The organism is Variovorax sp. RCC_210 (assembly GCF_041355175.1).
Taxonomy (GTDB): Bacteria; Pseudomonadota; Gammaproteobacteria; order Burkholderiales; family Burkholderiaceae_C; genus Variovorax.
The window spans coordinates 75,140-90,772 of record NZ_JBFUPJ010000022.1 but is presented as its reverse complement, the minus strand read 5'-3'; the positions used below and the strand labels follow the sequence as shown (position 1 = coordinate 90,772).

The following is a 15,633-nucleotide window of genomic DNA, read 5'->3' as shown; positions in this document are numbered from 1 at the left end:
TGCGGCCAAATCGTTTTCGCGCATATGCAAAGCCGAAATGCGTCGATGGCCGGGGCGCGCGCAGCCTTAGATTCATGGCCTTCCTTCTCTTCCCTCCCCTTCTCCGGGGACTCCCGAGCGCAATGAAACTCGCACATCTGCTGGCGGCCTGCGTGGCCGCTTTTTCTTTGGCCCACGCCGCCCATGCACAAGACAAGACCACCATCAAGCTGGGCATCAGCGGCGGCGTGATGGAAGAGGTGGTGCAGGCCGTGCAGAAGGCCGCCGCGCGCGAAGGGCTCAAGGTGCAGCCGGTGGTCTTCAGCGGCCACATCAACGCCAACGGCCCGCTGAACGACGGCGACATAGATGCCAACGCCTTCCAGCACCAGCCTTACCTCAACGGGCAGATCAAGGCCTTCGGCTACAAGCTGGTGCCGGTGGGCAAGACGCTGAGCGCGCCGCTGGGCATCTACTCCACGCGCTACAAGTCGCTGGCCGCGCTGCCCGACAAGGCCGTCATCGGCATTCCCGGCGACGACACCAACCGCAACCGCGCGCTGCTCATCCTGCAGCACTACGGCGTCATCAAGCTGCGCCCCACGCTCGACGTGAGCAAGGGCGAGAACGCCACCCTGCTCGACGTGGTCGAGAACCCGAAGAAGGTGCAGATCAAGGAAATCGATTCGCTCATCCTCGCGCGCTCGCTGGCCGACGTGGACGCCGGCGCCGTCATCACCGCGCAGGCCTCGCAGGCCGGCCTGCTGGTGGCGCGCGACGCCATCGCGGCCGAGCCGCCCGGCGGCCCGTACGCCAACGTGATCGCCGTGCAGGAAAAGAACCGCGACCAGCCCTGGGTGCCGAAGCTGGTGCGCGCTTTTCAGTCGGACGAGGTGCGCCAGTTGCTGGAGACCAGGTTCAAGGGCACGCTGCTGCCGGCCTTCTGACGCAGGGGCCGTTCACATGACGCTCCCTTCGCAACACCCGGGCCACGACGAATGGGTGGCACGCGCCCGCGCGCTGGCGGCCGAACTCGCCAGCACCGTGGTGGCGCGCGAGCGTGCCAACACGCCGCCGCTCGCGCAGATCGAGTTGCTGAAAGCACAAGGCTTCAGCACGCTGCTGATTCCGCGCGAATTCGGCGGCGGCGGCGCGCGCTGGCTCACGGCGCTGGAGGTGGTGCGCGAGCTGTGCGCGGCCGACGGCTCGCTCGGCGTGCTGCTGGGCTACCACCTCATCAGCACCGCCAACATGCGACTGCCCGAGCGTGCGCGGCAGATCGTCGAGCACAAGCTGTGGGTGGCCGGCCTGGCCAACTCGCGCGACGACGACATCGACTTCGTGCTGAAGCCCGACGGCAGCTGGCGGCTGTCGGGCCGCAAGACCTTCTGCACCGGCGCGCGCTTCGCCGACCGGCTGGTGGCCTACGGCCGCGCGCCCGACGGGCAGACGCTCACCGCCTGGCTGCCTGCCGACCGCGCGGGCATTTCCTTCGGTGAAGACTGGGACCACCTGGGCCTGGGCCGCACCGAGAGCGGCAGCTTCACGCTCACCGACGTGGTCGCCCAGGCGCACGAGGTCGGCCCGGTGAAGGTCTACGACGACACCGACTTCGGCGCCAGCCTGCGCACGCCGCTCGTGCACTCGATGTTCGCGAACTACTACGTGGGCTTCGCACTGGGCGCATTGCGCACCGCGCGCGACTATGTGCAGACCACCACCCGCGCATGGCACCTGTCGCCGGCCGAGAAGGCATCGCAAGACCCGCTGGTCATCTCGCAGTTCGGCGAACTGTGGATCGCGCTGCAGGCCACCATCGCCTTCACCGACCGCGCCGCCGGCAAGGTGCAGGCGCTGATCGACGCCGGCCCCGAGCACTGGACACCCGCGCAGCGCGGCGAGGCCGCCATCGACGTGGCCGCGGCGCGCACGCATGCGATTCGCACCGGGCTGGACGTGACTACGCGCATCTTCGACAGCACGGGTGCGCGCGCCACCTCCAACCGCAATTTGTTCGACCGCTTCTGGCGCGACCTGCGCATCCACAGCCTGCACGACCCCGTGGCCTACAAGGTGCTGGAGGTGGGCGAGTACGCGCTGAACGGGCGGCATCCGCGGGTGCTGCCGTACACCTGAGCGCCGCGCCACGCCTGCGCTCCGGCCTTCAACTTTCTCTCGGTTCTTCATGTCTTCATCGTCCCGCATCGCGCTGGCCGCCTACCTTGTGGGCACCGGCATGCACATCGCCTCGTGGCGCCAGCCGGCAGCACAGGCCGACGCCAGCATCGACCTCGACTTCTACCGCCGCCTCGTGCGCACCGCCGAGCGCGGCTGCTTCGACATGGCCTTCCTGGCCGACAGCCTGGCCATCAACGAGGCCTCGCACCCGAACATCCTGAACCGCTTCGAGCCGATCACGCTGGTGTCGGCGCTGGCCGGCGCCAGCGAGCGCATCGGTCTGGTGGCCACCGCATCCACGTCTTACAGCGAGCCATTCAACCTGGCGCGGCAGTTCATGTCGGCCGACCACATCAGCGGCGGGCGGGTGGGCTGGAACATCGTCACCACGCGCGACCTGTCGGGCAACACCGCGCGCAACTTCAACGGCACCGACCACCTGGAGCTGAGCCTGCGCTACCGCCGCGCCGGCGAGTTCGTGCGCGTGGTGCGCGGCCTGTGGGACTCGTGGGAAGACGACGCCTTCGTGCGCGACAAGGCCAGCGGCCGCTTCTTCGACCCGGCCAAGCTGCACCGCATCGGGCACACCGGCGAGTTCTTTTCGGTGGAGGGGCCGCTGAACATCGCGCGCTCGCCGCAGGGGCAGCCCGTGCTGGTGCAGGCGGGCTCGTCGAACGAAGGGCAGTCGTTTGCCGCGGGCGCGGCCGAGGTGATCTTCGTGATCCAGAAGAACCTGGAGGCGGGGCAGGCGTTCTACCGTGCGTTCAAGCAGAAAGTGGCCGAGGCCGGGCGCGACCCGTCGCAGGTGCGCGTGCTGCAAGGCATCTCGCCCCTGCTCGCGCCCACGCGCGAGGCCGCGGCGGAAAAGCTCGCGGCGCTCGAGTCGTTGATCACGCGCGAGCAGGCGCTGCAGTTCCTGTCGGACTACTTCGGCGGCCACGATTTCGCCGACGCCACGCTCGATGCACGCGCAGTGGAACTGGGCCTGCACGAATCGACCGACGCGCGCGCCGACTTCCGGCGCTTTCGCGCGCTGGTGGCGCAGCAGAACCCCACGCTGCGCGCGCTGTATTCGATGCTCACGGGCTCGATGGACCTGTCGGACTTCATCGGCACGCCGCAGCAGGTGGCCGACTCGCTGGAGCGCTGGGTGGACGCGGGCGCGGCCGACGGCTTCATCCTGATGGCGCCCTCGCTGCCCGACGGGCTCGAAGACTTCGTCGACCAGGTGGTGCCACTGCTGCAGGCGCGCGGGCGTGTGCGCACGGCGTACGAGGGCCGCACGCTGCGCGAGCACCTGGGCTTGCAGCAGCCGGTGCATGCCGCGATCGAGGGACGATAAGGGTGTGATGAAGGGGCGATGAAGGGGCGCTGAGCGGTCAGCGGGCCGATGCGCCGTGCGCGTCGAGTTCGGACTGGATGCGCCTCGCAAGGTCGACCAGCGCCACGCTGCGCTTGAGCAGATGGCGTCCCGCGTCGGTGACCAGCACCGTGCGCGTGCTGCGCTGCAGGAGCTGCACGCCGACCTGCGCTTCGAGCTCGGTGATGTACTTGCTGACGGTGGACTTCGACAAATCCATCGCGGATGCGGCGCGTGTGAGGTTGCCGTGGCGCGCCACCTCGCGCAAGGCCTCGACGAGTTCAATGCTGAACACGGCGCGAGATCGGTGAGGGTTGCGGGGAAAGCAGTGGCGCGCTGCGCGACGCCGGTTGGGCGTTGAGGAACAAGAGATGCAAGGGGACGACCGCGAGAAACGAAAGCACACGACGATAGGGCGCGCCGCGCGTGGCGTGAACGAATCAATACGTGCTTGCTTATGTGCCGCGCCGCCTGGCCATGGCCGCGCATGGCGCATTTCCATCTCTATGCGCAAGCCGCCTAAGCAAACGCGAAAGCCTTCTTTCGCTCCGGCGCGCGCCGCCTCTAACCTGCGGGCCCGGCTGCGTTCCCCCCACCTCCAACGGACTGTCCTCATGGCCTCATCGACCCGCCAATTCAAGCTCGGCGCCTTCCTCATGCAAACGGGCCACCACATCGCGGCCTGGCGCCACCCCGACGCGCAGGCCGATGCGGGCAGCAACTTTCGGCACTACGTCGCGCTGGCGCAAAAGGCCGAGGCCGCCAAGTTCGACGCGGTGTTCCTGGCCGACTCGGTCGGCGTGCGCAGCAGCAACCTGCCCTCGCTGTCGCGCACCGCGCGCAGCGACCACTTCGAGCCGCTCACGCTGCTGTCGGCCATTGCGGCGCTCACCGAGCGCATCGGGCTCATCGCCACCGTGTCGACCAGCTTCAACGAGCCCTTCAACGTGGCGCGCAAGTTCGCCTCGCTCGACCAGATCAGCGGCGGACGCTCGGGCTGGAACCTGGTCACCTCGAGCGGCACCGGCGAGGCGCAGAACTTCAATCGCGACGAGCACTTCGAGCATGCGCTGCGCTACGAGCGCGCGGCCGAATTCCATGACGTGGTAACCGGGCTGTGGGACAGCTGGGAAGACGACAGCTTCGTGCGCGACAAGGAAAGCGGCCAGTACTTCGACGAAGCCAAGCTGCACGTGCTCAACCACAAGGGCAAGCACTTCTCGGTGCGCGGGCCGCTCAACGTGTCGCGCTCGCCGCAGGGCCGCCCGGTGGTGGTGCAGGCCGGCGCGTCGGAGGCCGGCCGCGACCTGGCGGCGCGCACGGCCGAGGTGATCTTCGTGGCGCACCAGACCTTCGACGAGGCCAAGGCGTTCTACAGCGACATCAAGCGCCGCGCGGCCGCCTACGGCCGCGACCCCGACAGCGTGAAGATCATGCCGGGCATCTTCCCGGTGGTGGGCCGCACGCAGGCGGAGGCCGAGGAAAAGTTCGCGCAGCTGCAAGACCTGGTGCACCCGGTGGTGGGCGTGTCGCTGCTGTCGGGCGTGATCGGCGGCTTCGACTTTTCTCACCTGCCGGTGGACGGCCCGCTGCCCGAGCTGCCTGAGACCAACGGCCCCAAGAGCCGGCAGCGCCTGCTGGTCGACCTGGCGCGGCGCGAGAACCTGAGCATTCGCGACCTGTACCTGCGCATTGCCGGTGCGCGCGGCCACCAGCAGGTGGTCGGCACGCCGCAAAGCATTGCCGACCAGCTGCAGCAGTGGTTCGAGGAAGGCGGCGCGGACGGCTTCAACATCATGTCGCCGTGGTTCCCGGGCGGCCTGGACGACTTCATCGAGCTGGTGCTGCCCGAGCTGCGCAGGCGCGGCTTGTTTCGCACGGAGTACGAAGGGCGCACGCTGCGCGAGCACCTGGGGTTGCAGCGGCCGGTGCATGGGTCGGCGGCGAAGGCGGCGGGTGCCGGCACGGCGGTGCGGACACCCGCGGAACTGGTCGCGTCTAACTGACGGTTGCCAAACCGATACGCCGTTCACGCACGGCGGTTTGCAAATGCAACTTTATGTTGCAGGATTTTCGGTCTCTGCGTATCTTCTGTGAAAACAACACCCATAGAAGACGAAGAGACTCATGAATCTCCATTGGCGACGCATCGGGAGGCCGCTTGCACTGCTGGCGCTGTCTGTGTCCATGGCGGCATGCACCACGGTCTACCAGCCCAAGGGGGCGACCGGGGGCTACACCGACACGCGGATCACGGCCAACACATACATCGTCGAGTTCTCGGGCAATGGCAACACGTCGAAGGACCAGGTCTGGAACTACTGGATCTACCGCTGTGCCGACCTCACCCAGCAAAAGGGGTTCACCTATTTCACAGTGATGCCCAAGGACACGGCGCAGGCGCCCGCGGACATCGGCGCACAGCCCCGGTTCGCTGTAGCCGCGGGCGATGCGCAGCCGCTGGAATGGACCGAAGCCAAGGGAGGCGGCGGTGGTGGCGGCTACGTCTATGTACCCGGCAGCGTGGTCACGATCACGACGTGGACCAGCCGCGCCACGGTCATGATGTTCAACGACCTGTCCGAGCCGGGCGCGCGCTTCGCACTGCGCGCCAAGGCGGTGACCGAGGCGCTCGCGCCCTTCATTGCCAGCCAGGGGCGCAGCGGAGCCATGACGGTCGCCGAACTCGCGAAGCGCGCTGTTCCCCTCAAGCCCAATCCCACGGACCTGCAACCGCCTGCGGTGCCCTGGTCCGGCGGCAATGCCGGGCGGGTCGACATGAACGACCTGCGCGGCCTGATCGCCAAGTAGCCCCGCCGACCTCCGAGGGAGTCCAGATGAACATCAAGATTGCCAGCCTGGCGCTGGGCATGGTCATGGGCGCGTGGCAGCCGGCCGCCGCACAGGCACTGGCACCCGAGGACCTGTTCCGGCAGGCCTCCCCCTCCGTGTGGGTGGTGCTGGCGCGGGACGAGAGCGCGCGCGTGCTCGGCAGCGGCAGCGCCGTGGTCATTTCGCCCGGCCGCGCGATCACCAACTGCCACGTACTGCGCCAGGCCACGTCCATCACGCTGCGGCGCGATCGCGAAGAGGTCCCGGCCCGGCTGGAATTTCCGGACGCCGAACGCGACCTCTGCCAACTGCGAGCGGAGCGGCTGCCGGCCTTGTCGCAAGACATCGCTTCGATCGCCTCGTTGCGGGTGGGCCAGAAGGTCTACGCCATCGGCGCGCCGCGCGGCCTGGAGCAGAGCCTCAGCGACGGCCTGATTTCTTCGCTGCGCCGCGATCCCGCGGGCGAGGTCGAGTACATCCAGATCAGCGCGCCCATTTCACCGGGTTCGAGCGGTGGCGGTCTCTTCGATGACCGGGGCCGGCTCATCGGCATCACGACGGCCATCATCGGAGGCGGCGCCCAGAACCTGAACTTTGCGCGGCCGGCGGAGTGGATCCGTGCAGTGCCCGAGCGGGGACAGTCGGCCGTGGCCCGCTTCAAGCAGGACGGAACAGCGACGACGGCAGCGTCCGGCATGCGCCCGTCGACGCCCACGCTGCCCGCATTCGTGGTGAAGCCCGACGCGCCGTCGCGTCCTGTGAGCGTGCCTACGGAAGTCCAGCGCGTCGCCTCGGCCCCTTCCCCGGTGTTTTCGCCAAACGCCGCCGGCGCGGAGCGTCTCGCCAGACAGCGACGCTGCGCTGCCGAGCCCCAGGCCAGCCTCGTCGGCAAGGGCCCGGCGGAAGAAACCTTCACCGTGCCCTGCGACAACGGGTATGCACTCGTCCTTCGCTGCGTCGCCGGCAACTGCCAGGAGATACGGTGAGCGCGGCTGAGCGCCGGGCCGGCCGCTTCGCACGGCGTCTGCCGCGGCCCGGCACCGCTGGCGCGCTTGTGCTTGTATCGGCCCTGGCCTTGGCTTTGGCCGGCGGGCTCGTGTCATCCCCCGCGCAAGCCCAGCCGGCGTCCGCCACCTGGCAGGCGAACGTGGCCGAATGGGAGCAACTTCACGAAGCCGTGCGCGGCTACTACGTCAACGGCCAGACGTCTCAAGCCCTCCAGATGGCAAGGCGCATGAACGACCTCGCGGCCCGCGCCGCACCGCCGCTGCACCCGATGCAGGCCGTGAGCGCATGGAAGCTGGGCCTGCTGTATCACGAACAGCGCGAACCGCAGCGTGCGGAGCCGCTGCTTCGTCGCGCGCTGGCGATCATGGACCGCATGCCGGCACCCGACGTGTCGGCACAAGGATCGGTCGTCGCGGCGCTGGCCAACCTGTGTGCCAGGGAGGGGCGCGTCGAAGAGGCCGAGGCGCTCTACGCACGCGCCTTCGCGCTGTACGCCATGCCGGGCGAACAAAGCCGCTCGATGCAGCTTCGCCTGCAGTACGAGCAGGCGGTGATGTACTCGGTCATGAAGGACTGGCCGCGCGCCCAGGCGCTGCTGGAGCGCTCGCTCGCAGGCTTCGAGGCCTTGCCGCCGGGCGAACAGTCTTTTCGCATGGCCCAGGTGCTGCGCTTGCTCGGCACGGTTCGCCGTGACCGGGGCGACTTCGACGGCGCGCTGCGATATCTCAACCGCGCGCTGGAAGCTGCTGAGCGCCAGACCCCGATGCCTACGCCGTTCATCGGCTTCGTGCTCACCGAGATCGCTGTCACGCAGGTGGCCGCAGGCCGCCCAGGCGCCGCGGACGAGACCGTGCAGCGCGCGCTGCAGATGCTCGACGTGCCGGCCTCCACCGACAACGCTTCGTTGTCTCGCACCTTGCATGCCAAGGCACAGATCCAGCTGGCTGCCGGTGATGCCGAGGGTGCGCGAAAGACAGCCACGCGCGCGCTCGAACTGAAGAGACAGTTTCTGCGCGGCGATGCGTTGGGTCTCGCACAAAGCACAGAGCTGCTGGCCGACATCGAGGATCGCCGGGGCAACACGGGCGACGCCGCAACCCTTCGGACCAGCGCCAAGGCTGCCATGGAGGCCGACGATGCGCGCGAGCGCGACCCCATCCACACGCAGGCGAGCTATGTCGCTGCGCCGCCGGTCGAATACCCCGACGCCGCACGCCGAGGTGGCTACGAAGGCAAGGTTCTGCTGCGCGCGAGGGTCGGTGCGGACGGCATCCCCGCCTTCGTGACCGTTGCGGGAAGTTCAGGCTATGCGGTGCTCGACGATGCGGCCACCACTGCGGTGCTGCGAATGCAGTTCACACCGGCCCGCACCCGCAGCGGCAGGGCTGCGCCCGCCAGCGTCATGGTGCCCATCGACTACCGGCTGGGAAGCAATGGCGCCGCGAACACCACGCCCGGAAATGCTCCCGGCGACCCCAACAACTATGCCGCGCGCATCGCAGCCGCCGTGCGCCCGCATGTGACCTTCGCCACCGACGGCATCCAGGGCAATCCCGCCGCGGAATTCAATGTAGAGCTGATGCCCGACGGCTACATCATCCGCGTGGTTCTCGAAAAGCCCAGCGGTTATCCGGCATGGGACGAGGCCGCACGGCGCGCCATCCTCAAGACCGAACGACTGCCGTTCGACATGAACGGCAAGGTTCCGCCCCGGCTTGTGATGGCATTGCGGCCATTTCGCTAACCGGAACGTGCCACCTTCCGTTGCGTAAAGTCACGCCGGCTTTACCGTGCGTTCATCAAGGCACGGGCACGGCGGTTTCACCATCGGGGTTCCCGGTGGCTGACATGCAAATTCATTTCGTGTCGATCTTTTTTTGAATCAGCGCCGCCGGGCCGCATGACGCAAAGGAAGAACACGCATGGCATCCAATGCATCGCAAGCCGAAGGCCGCAGGACCTCCGCTGCCAAGACCTCGATCCCGTCGTCTCCCTCCCCCGCGGATCTCGCGTCCGAGATGACCATTCCCACCCTGGTGGCGCAGGTCTACGAAGCCGCCCCGAGCGCCGAGCGGCGCCGCCTCGTGGAAACGCTGCTGCGTCCGCTGGGCGTGCTGTCCTTGGTGGCCATTGCCAATGGCATCTTCGCGAAGATGCGCTTTCGCAACGCGGGCCAGGAGCTCAGCGTGCGCATGGACGACCTGCAGGGCATTCATTCGGCCGACGTGGTGGCGCTCGTGCACCACGCGCAGCAGGTCAGCGTGGAAACGGTCGACAGCCTGGCGCAGTTGCTCGCCAACTCCGGCGGGCTGGCGAGTTCAGCGGCGGCGGCGTTGCTGATCGGGCTGCTGGTGCAGCGCGCACGTGCGCGGCAAGGCACCCGGCCAGCGGATGAAGGCGATGAAGGCGGCGGCATCGACGCACCGTGACACCACCCACACAGCCGCCTCAGGCGTAGGACCGCAGCCGCGCTGAAAAATCCGCCAGCGCGGCGATGCCGCTGTCTTCCGCCCGCTCGCACCAGTCCTGCAGGCGGTGCACCAGCTGCTCGCCAGTGGCGCCCGAGCGGGCCCACAGCACGGTGAGTTCGCGGCGCATGGCGTACATGGTGGCCAGCGCGTGCGAGGCGCTCAGCGCCGCCAGCAGCTGTGCCTGGCCCGGCTCGCCGAGCGCGCGCTCGTCCTTGCCCAGCCAGCGCTTCACGCCGCGCAATGCGCGCGCCTGCTGCGGCGACTGGTCGCGCAGGCGGCCGAACTCGCGCGCGCAGGTCGTCTTCAGCGAGCGCGTGTAGCTGGAGAGCACGTCGTAGTGATGGCGGATGACGGCCTGCACCGTGTCCAGGTCGATGGTGTCGCGCGGCGCCACCATGCGCGGGCGGGGCGCCAGGTGCTTCACCCGGGCCAGGCCCAGCGCCTGCAACGTGCGGATGTAGAGCCAGCCGATGTCGAACTCGTACCACTTGCTCGACAGCTTGGCCGACGTGGGAAACGCGTGGTGGTTGTTGTGCAGCTCTTCGCCGCCGATGACGATGCCGATGGGAAACAGGTTGGTGCTGGCGTCCGCCGCGGGCCAGTTGCGGTACCCCCAGTAGTGGCCGATGCCGTTGACCACGCCGGCGGCCCAGAACGGAATCCACGCGATCTGCGTGAGCAGCATGAGCGCGCCCGGCAGCACGCCGAACAGCGCCATGTCGATCACGCCCATCAGCACGATGCCCAGCACCTGGTGGCGGGTGTACAGCCGGCGCTCGATCCAGTCGTCGGGCGTGCCGTGGCCGTAGCGCGCCAGCGTTTCCTTGTTGGACGCCTCGCGTGCATACAGCGCTACGCCGCCCCACAGCACGCGGCGCAGGCCGTACACCTGCGGGCTGTGCGGGTCGTCGGGCGTCTCGCACTTGGCGTGGTGCTTGCGGTGCACCGCGGCCCATTGCTTGGTCACCATGCCGGTTGTGAGCCAGAGCCAGAACCGAAAGAAGTGGCTCACGGCCGGGTGCAGCTCGAGCGCGCGGTGCGCCTGGTGGCGGTGCAGGAAGATGGTGACCGACGCGATGGTGACGTGCGTGAGCGCCAGCGCGACGAGCACGCAGCCCCACCAGGGAAGGTCCAGGACTCCGGAAAAAAGCAGTGAATGCATGCGTGCCTCTAGGGCTTCTGAATGACGAAAACGGTCATTTTCCGAAGCGCACCGGGCCGCGCCCTTGCGCCACATCAAGCGAGGCAAACGCAACACGGCTGCGGTGGGGCGAGCAGCTTTCGGGGCACCGCCGCCGGCATGTTTCCGGAGGCACGCGTGCTACGCTCCCCCGGATTCCGGATTGCTCCCCCTGCTCGCATGAAACCCGCACCCCACATCGCGGTGCTCGACGATGAAGTCGACATCACGCAACTCCTGGCCACCTACCTGCAGAGCCACGGCTTTCGCGTGACCCAGCTGCACAGCGGCCGCGCGCTCATGTCGCTCATGGCCAGCGACCCGGCCGACCTGGTGCTGCTCGACCTGGGCCTGCCCGGCGAGGACGGCTTTTCCATCGCGCGGCGCATGCGCGAAAGCTGGCGCTGCGGGCTGGTCATCGTCACCGGCCGGGGCGACCCGGTCGACAAGGTGGTCGGCCTCGAGGTGGGTGCCGACGACTACGTGACCAAGCCCTTCGACCTGCGCGAACTGGTGGCGCGCGTGAAGGCGGTGCTGCGGCGCATGGCGCCCGAGCCGTCGATGGCCGCGGCCTCCCCCGCCGTGCACGCCACGCCTGGAAGCGCCGCCGAGAAGCTGCGCTTCGCCGACTGGCTGCTCGACACCGCCGCGCGCCGCCTCACCGACCCGCAGGGCCACGAAGTGCCGCTGACCGGCGGCGAGTTCGACCTGCTGCGCGCCTTCGCGCGGCATCCGGGGCGCGTGCTGTCGCGCGACTTCCTGCTCGAGCAGACGCGCGGTCGCGAGGCCGCCCCCTTCGACCGCACCATCGACGTGCAGGTCGGCCGGCTGCGCAAGAAGATCGAGGCCGATGCGGACGCGCCGCAGCTCATCAAGTCGGTACGGGGCGCGGGCTACATCCTGGTGCCGCCGGTGTCCCATGGCTGACGCGGCGCGCCACCTGGCCGCGCTTTCGCTGCCCTCGGGCATCGAGGAAGGCAGCGTGTTCCGCTCGCTGTTCATCGCCTACCCCGACGCGCTGCTGCTGGTCGACCAGGCCGGCGCCATCGTGCTGGCCAACCCGTCGGCCGCGGCGCTGCTGGGCTACGACGCGGGCGAGCTCGCGGGCCTGAACGTCGACGTGCTGGTGCCCGACAGCATCCGCCCGCGCCATGCCGCCTACCGCGAGGCCTACGGCCGCGCGCCGCGCCCACGCCCCATGGGCACCGACATGGAGCTGGTGGCCAAGCGCAAGGACGGCAGCGAGGTGATGGTCGAGATTGCCCTCAGCCCGCTGCAGGACCACGGCCTGCCTTTCGTGGTGGCCGCCATTCGCGACATCGGCGCCTACCCGCGCGTGAAGCAGGCGCTGCAACGCGCGCGCTACAGCGACCACCTGGCGCAACTGGGCCGGCTGGCCGTGGACACGCGCGACCTGAACGTGGTGCTCGAGCAGGTGCCGCGCATTGCCGCCGCGGGCCTGCAGGTCGAGGTGGCGATGGTGCTGCTGCTGGAAGACAACGGCCTGGCGTTTCGGGTGGCCAGTGGCGTGGGCAACGTGGCGGGCGAGGAGATTGGCGCGCACATTGCCAACCGCCCCGACACGCCGCCCGGCTATGTGCTGTCGCAAGGCCGCCCGGTGGTGATTGCCGACTACCGCGAGGAGCGCCGCTTCGCCGTGCCGCCGCACTACCTGGACGCGGGGCTGGTCAGCGCGCTGGCGGTGCCGCTGTCGGACCGGGGCCGCGTGATCGGCATGCTGTCGGTGCGCTCGCGCGAGGCGCGGCGCTTCGGCGACGAGGAGCTGCGTTTTCTGGAGTCGCTGTCGAACCTGCTGGCCACCAGCCTGCAGCGCGTGCAGACCGAAGAGGCGCTGGCCCACGCGCAGCGGCTGGAGAGCGTCGGCCAGCTCACCGGCGGCATCGCGCACGATTTCAACAACCTGCTTACCGTGATCCAGGGCAACCTGCAGGTGCTCGAGGAACTGCCCGCGCTGGCGCAGGACGCGCACGCGCAGCAGCTGGTGGCGGCGGCCCTGCGCGCGAGCCGGCGCGGCGCGGAGCTCACGGGCAAGCTGCTGGCGTTCTCGCGCCGGCAGATGCTGCAGCCCGACGTGGTCGACACTCGCGCCCTGCTCCATTCGCTGGCCGACATGCTGCGCCGCACGCTCGACCAGCGCATCCACATCGCCATCGACACCGCGGCTAACTGCCCGCCGGTGCTGGCCGACCCGGTGCAGCTGGAGTCGGCACTGCTGAACATTGCCATCAACGCGCGCGACGCCATGCCCGAGGGCGGCACGCTGCACTTTCGCGCGGAAGAGTGCGGGGCCTTGCCGGCCGCGGTGCAGGCCCAGATGCATGCCCAGATGCAGGGCAGCTTCATCGCCCTGTCGATCACCGACACCGGCTGCGGCATGGCCGACGACGTGAAGGAGCGCGCCTTCGAGCCCTTCTTCACCACCAAGGAAGCCGGTCGCGGCACGGGGCTGGGCCTGAGCACGGTGTACGGCTTCGTGAAGCAGTCGAAGGGGGCCATCGCCATCGAGAGCCAGCCGGGCGCGGGCACGACGGTGACGCTCTATCTCCCACGGTTCGAGGACAGCGGCCGCGCCGCGTCACCCGCAGCGGAAGACGAACGCGCCGACGCGCCCCTTCCCCCGGGGTTGCGCGTGATGCTGGTCGAAGACGACGCCGAGGTGCGCAAGGTGGCGCACACCTTCCTGGTCACGCTCGGGTGCACGGTGGAGGCCGCCGCCAACGGCGAGCAGGCACTGGCAAGCATGCGGGCCGAGGCCCAGGCCCATGGAGCCTCTGCGCCCTTCGACCTGCTGCTGAGCGACATCGCGCTGGGCGCCGGCATGCGCGGCACGCAGCTGGCGACCGAGGCGCAGCAGCTCTTTCCGCGCCTGGCGATCCTGCTGATGTCGGGCTTCTCGTCGGAGCTGCTGGACGCCGACCGTGACATGCCCGCGAGCTGGGAGCTGCTGCCCAAGCCCTACACGCGCGCCGAGCTGGCGCGCGCCATCGCTCGGCTGCTGGGCTGAACGCCCGCGGGCCTTACTGCAGCATCGCCGGAGCCGGCACGGCCACCGGCACCGGCACCGGTGCCAGGCAGCGCTGCACGAAGGCCGACAGCGCCCCCACATCCGGAATCTGCACGTCGCGCCGGCCCTTCTCGGCAAAGCCGATGACCTTGTCGCGCGCCAGGCGCGACAGCGCGCGGCTCACGCTCTCCAGCGTCATGCCCAGGTAGTTGCCGATTTCGGCGCGTGTCATGCGCAGCGTGATCTGGTCGGTGCGCATGCCGCGCTCGGCCAGCGACTCGGCCCAGTAGCGCAGAAAGTCGGCCACGCGCGCATCGGCCGGCAGCGTGCACACCGACATCAGCGAGTCGCGGTCGTTGGCAATCTCGCGGCTCATGGCGGCATGCAGTACCTGCATCAACCCCGGGTGCACGCGGCAGGCGGCCATGAGCGCGTCGTACGGCACCACCCAGACCTCGCCCGTGTCCATGGCCACCGCGTCGCAGCCGTAGCAGCCACCGGCAATGCCCTCGAAGCCGAGCCAGTCGCCGCGAAACTTCAGGCCCACCACCTGCTCGCGGCCGTCGGCCGTGAGGTTCACGATCTTGTAGAACCCCGAGTTCAGGATGTACAGGTTGTCGAAGCGCTCGCCGGCCTGGTAGACCACGTCGCCGGTGCGCACCAGGCGGCGCTGCGGCTGCAGTTGCCCGGCCAGCCGCTTGAGCGTGTCGGTGGTGCTTTCGGTGGCACTTTCTGTGGTGGCGACATCGCGCATCTGGAACTCCTGGGAAAAACCGTTGTAGCTGGGGCGGGACGGGTGCGCGGCTGGTGCCGCGTCCGTCGATGAACCGATGCTAGGAAGCGCGAGGCAACGCAGTGACAACGCTCGGCATCGGCCGGTAACGCTCGGTGAATGCTTTGTGTCCGGCGTGTATCAACGCGGGCGCCGCGACCGGGCCTTGATGCGCATCAAGCCGCGCACGCAGCGGCGCACTAGCCTTGCCGGCGTCACACCACCGCCGCGCCATGCTCCCGCCTTCCGATCACGCTTCCTTGCAAACGCCGCCTCACCAGCCCCAGCTGCTGCCCCAGCCGGGTGAAGCCGAACTGGTGGCGCTCGCGCTGCGCCTGCGGCAGCTTGCACGCGCGGGCGCGCTGCCGCGGCTGCTGCGCGGCAAGAACATCGGCCTGCTGTGCGGCGCCGCGAGCGCGCAAGACCCCGCGCCGCTGCTGCGCGCCGCGGGCGAGCTGGGCGCGCAGATGGCGACGGTGCGCTGGAGCCCCTCCGGTAATTCGGCCGACTCAGGTGCTTCGAACGACCACAGGCCGCACGAGGTGCAGCACACCGGCCGCATGCTCGGCCGGCTCTACGACGCGGTGGTCTGCCAGGGCATGCCGGCCGCGCTGGTGCGGCAGCTTGCGCAGGCCGCGGGTGTGCCCGTGTACGACGACGTCGCGGCCGACGCGCATCCGTCGGCGCGCATGGCGCAGGCGCTGGGCGACGAGGTGGCGCAGGGGGACAACAGGCGTTTCGTGCTGCAGGCGCTGCTGGTGGACGGCCTGGCGTGACGCGAGGAAAGCGGCGACAGCGGCGCCTGGGGCCGCAGCCGTTCCCGCGCAT

The 15,633-nt window shown here is 69.2% G+C and carries 14 protein-coding genes; 11 read left to right on the top strand and 3 right to left on the bottom strand.

Translation table 11 applies throughout. From position 1 onward, the window contains the following. Positions 1–122: 122 nt before the first annotated feature. Genes AB6807_RS36940 through AB6807_RS36930 form a run of 3 tightly spaced genes read left to right on the top strand, consistent with a single transcriptional unit; the run spans position 123 to position 3,499 of the window. Entirely contained in the window at positions 123–926 is an 804-nt protein-coding gene (locus AB6807_RS36940) for a MetQ/NlpA family lipoprotein (RefSeq protein ID WP_116913754.1), read from the top strand. Between the two features lie 16 nt (positions 927–942). Continuing rightward, positions 943–2,115, top strand: coding sequence for an acyl-CoA dehydrogenase family protein (locus AB6807_RS36935; RefSeq protein WP_371088469.1), 1,173 nt, complete (start codon positions 943–945; stop codon positions 2,113–2,115). A gap of 49 nt (positions 2,116–2,164) precedes the next feature. After that, the gene (locus AB6807_RS36930; protein WP_371088468.1) at positions 2,165–3,499 is read left to right on the top strand and encodes an LLM class flavin-dependent oxidoreductase; all 1,335 of its coding nucleotides are present in this window, start codon (positions 2,165–2,167) and stop codon (positions 3,497–3,499) included. 37 nt (positions 3,500–3,536) lie between these two features. On the opposite strand, the gene AB6807_RS36925 is transcribed toward AB6807_RS36930, so the two are convergent. Beyond that, entirely contained in the window at positions 3,537–3,812 is a 276-nt protein-coding gene (locus AB6807_RS36925; RefSeq protein WP_165840527.1) for a LysR family transcriptional regulator, read from the bottom strand. A gap of 319 nt (positions 3,813–4,131) precedes the next feature. Here AB6807_RS36925 and AB6807_RS36920 point away from each other — a divergent pair, with 319 nt between their 5' ends. From AB6807_RS36920 to AB6807_RS36900, 5 genes are all read left to right on the top strand, one after another. Then, positions 4,132–5,523, top strand: a complete 1,392-nt coding sequence (locus AB6807_RS36920) for an LLM class flavin-dependent oxidoreductase (protein ID WP_371088467.1) — start codon at positions 4,132–4,134, stop codon at positions 5,521–5,523. A gap of 121 nt (positions 5,524–5,644) precedes the next feature. After that, positions 5,645–6,328 (top strand): hypothetical protein, encoded by a 684-nt coding sequence (locus tag AB6807_RS36915; protein ID WP_371088466.1) that lies wholly within the window; start codon positions 5,645–5,647, stop codon positions 6,326–6,328. 26 nt (positions 6,329–6,354) lie between these two features. Further along, entirely contained in the window at positions 6,355–7,335 is a 981-nt protein-coding gene (locus tag AB6807_RS36910; protein WP_371088465.1) for a trypsin-like peptidase domain-containing protein, read from the top strand. Continuing rightward, positions 7,332–9,101, top strand: a complete 1,770-nt coding sequence (locus AB6807_RS36905) for a TonB family protein (RefSeq protein WP_371088464.1) — start codon at positions 7,332–7,334, stop codon at positions 9,099–9,101. Before AB6807_RS36910 ends, AB6807_RS36905 begins: the two co-directional genes overlap by 4 nt. 178 nt (positions 9,102–9,279) lie before the next feature. Further along, positions 9,280–9,786, top strand: coding sequence for a hypothetical protein (locus AB6807_RS36900; RefSeq protein ID WP_371088463.1), 507 nt, complete (start codon positions 9,280–9,282; stop codon positions 9,784–9,786). 19 nt (positions 9,787–9,805) lie between these two features. Here AB6807_RS36900 and AB6807_RS36895 read toward each other — a convergent pair whose 3' ends face one another. Beyond that, on the bottom strand, positions 9,806–10,990 hold the full coding sequence (locus AB6807_RS36895; protein WP_371088462.1) for an acyl-CoA desaturase: 1,185 nt from the start codon (positions 10,988–10,990) through the stop codon (positions 9,806–9,808). 198 nt (positions 10,991–11,188) lie between these two features. Here AB6807_RS36895 and AB6807_RS36890 point away from each other — a divergent pair, with 198 nt between their 5' ends. After that, positions 11,189–11,935: a winged helix-turn-helix domain-containing protein gene (locus AB6807_RS36890; RefSeq protein WP_371088461.1), complete on the top strand. Its 747-nt coding sequence runs from the start codon at positions 11,189–11,191 to the stop codon at positions 11,933–11,935. Beyond that, a complete protein-coding gene (locus AB6807_RS36885; protein WP_371088460.1) occupies positions 11,928–14,033 on the top strand; it encodes a PAS domain S-box protein in 2,106 nt (701 codons plus the stop codon). The genes AB6807_RS36890 and AB6807_RS36885 overlap by 8 nt, the downstream gene beginning before the upstream one ends. Positions 14,034–14,046: 13 nt before the next feature. Here the strand turns inward: AB6807_RS36885 and AB6807_RS36880 are convergent, their stop codons facing one another. Further along, positions 14,047–14,787 (bottom strand): Crp/Fnr family transcriptional regulator, encoded by a 741-nt coding sequence (locus AB6807_RS36880; RefSeq protein ID WP_371088459.1) that lies wholly within the window; start codon positions 14,785–14,787, stop codon positions 14,047–14,049. 251 nt (positions 14,788–15,038) lie between these two features. On the opposite strand from AB6807_RS36880, the gene AB6807_RS36875 reads away from it, so the two are divergent. Beyond that, positions 15,039–15,581 carry an ornithine carbamoyltransferase gene (locus AB6807_RS36875; protein WP_371088458.1) on the top strand — a complete coding sequence of 181 codons (543 nt, stop codon included), beginning with the start codon at positions 15,039–15,041 and terminating at the stop codon, positions 15,579–15,581. Positions 15,582–15,633: the final 52 nt, after the last annotated feature.

Excerpts from the sequence above, each read along its gene's own strand:
- AB6807_RS36885 (WP_371088460.1), top strand. The coding sequence starts at position 11,928 with ATGGCTGACGCGGCGCGCCACCTGGCCGCGCTTTCGCTGCCCTCGGGC.
- AB6807_RS36910 (WP_371088465.1), top strand. The coding sequence starts at position 6,355 with ATGAACATCAAGATTGCCAGCCTGGCGCTGGGCATGGTCATGGGCGCG.
- AB6807_RS36895 (WP_371088462.1), bottom strand. The coding sequence starts at position 10,990 with ATGCATTCACTGCTTTTTTCCGGAGTCCTGGACCTTCCCTGGTGGGGC.
- AB6807_RS36890 (WP_371088461.1), top strand. The coding sequence starts at position 11,189 with ATGAAACCCGCACCCCACATCGCGGTGCTCGACGATGAAGTCGACATC.
- AB6807_RS36920 (WP_371088467.1), top strand. The coding sequence starts at position 4,132 with ATGGCCTCATCGACCCGCCAATTCAAGCTCGGCGCCTTCCTCATGCAA.
- AB6807_RS36940 (WP_116913754.1), top strand. The coding sequence starts at position 123 with ATGAAACTCGCACATCTGCTGGCGGCCTGCGTGGCCGCTTTTTCTTTG.
- AB6807_RS36935 (WP_371088469.1), top strand. The coding sequence starts at position 943 with ATGACGCTCCCTTCGCAACACCCGGGCCACGACGAATGGGTGGCACGC.
- AB6807_RS36875 (WP_371088458.1), top strand. The coding sequence starts at position 15,039 with ATGCTCCCGCCTTCCGATCACGCTTCCTTGCAAACGCCGCCTCACCAG.
- AB6807_RS36900 (WP_371088463.1), top strand. The coding sequence starts at position 9,280 with ATGGCATCCAATGCATCGCAAGCCGAAGGCCGCAGGACCTCCGCTGCC.
- AB6807_RS36930 (WP_371088468.1), top strand. The coding sequence starts at position 2,165 with ATGTCTTCATCGTCCCGCATCGCGCTGGCCGCCTACCTTGTGGGCACC.
- AB6807_RS36880 (WP_371088459.1), bottom strand. The coding sequence starts at position 14,787 with ATGCGCGATGTCGCCACCACAGAAAGTGCCACCGAAAGCACCACCGAC.
- AB6807_RS36915 (WP_371088466.1), top strand. The coding sequence starts at position 5,645 with ATGAATCTCCATTGGCGACGCATCGGGAGGCCGCTTGCACTGCTGGCG.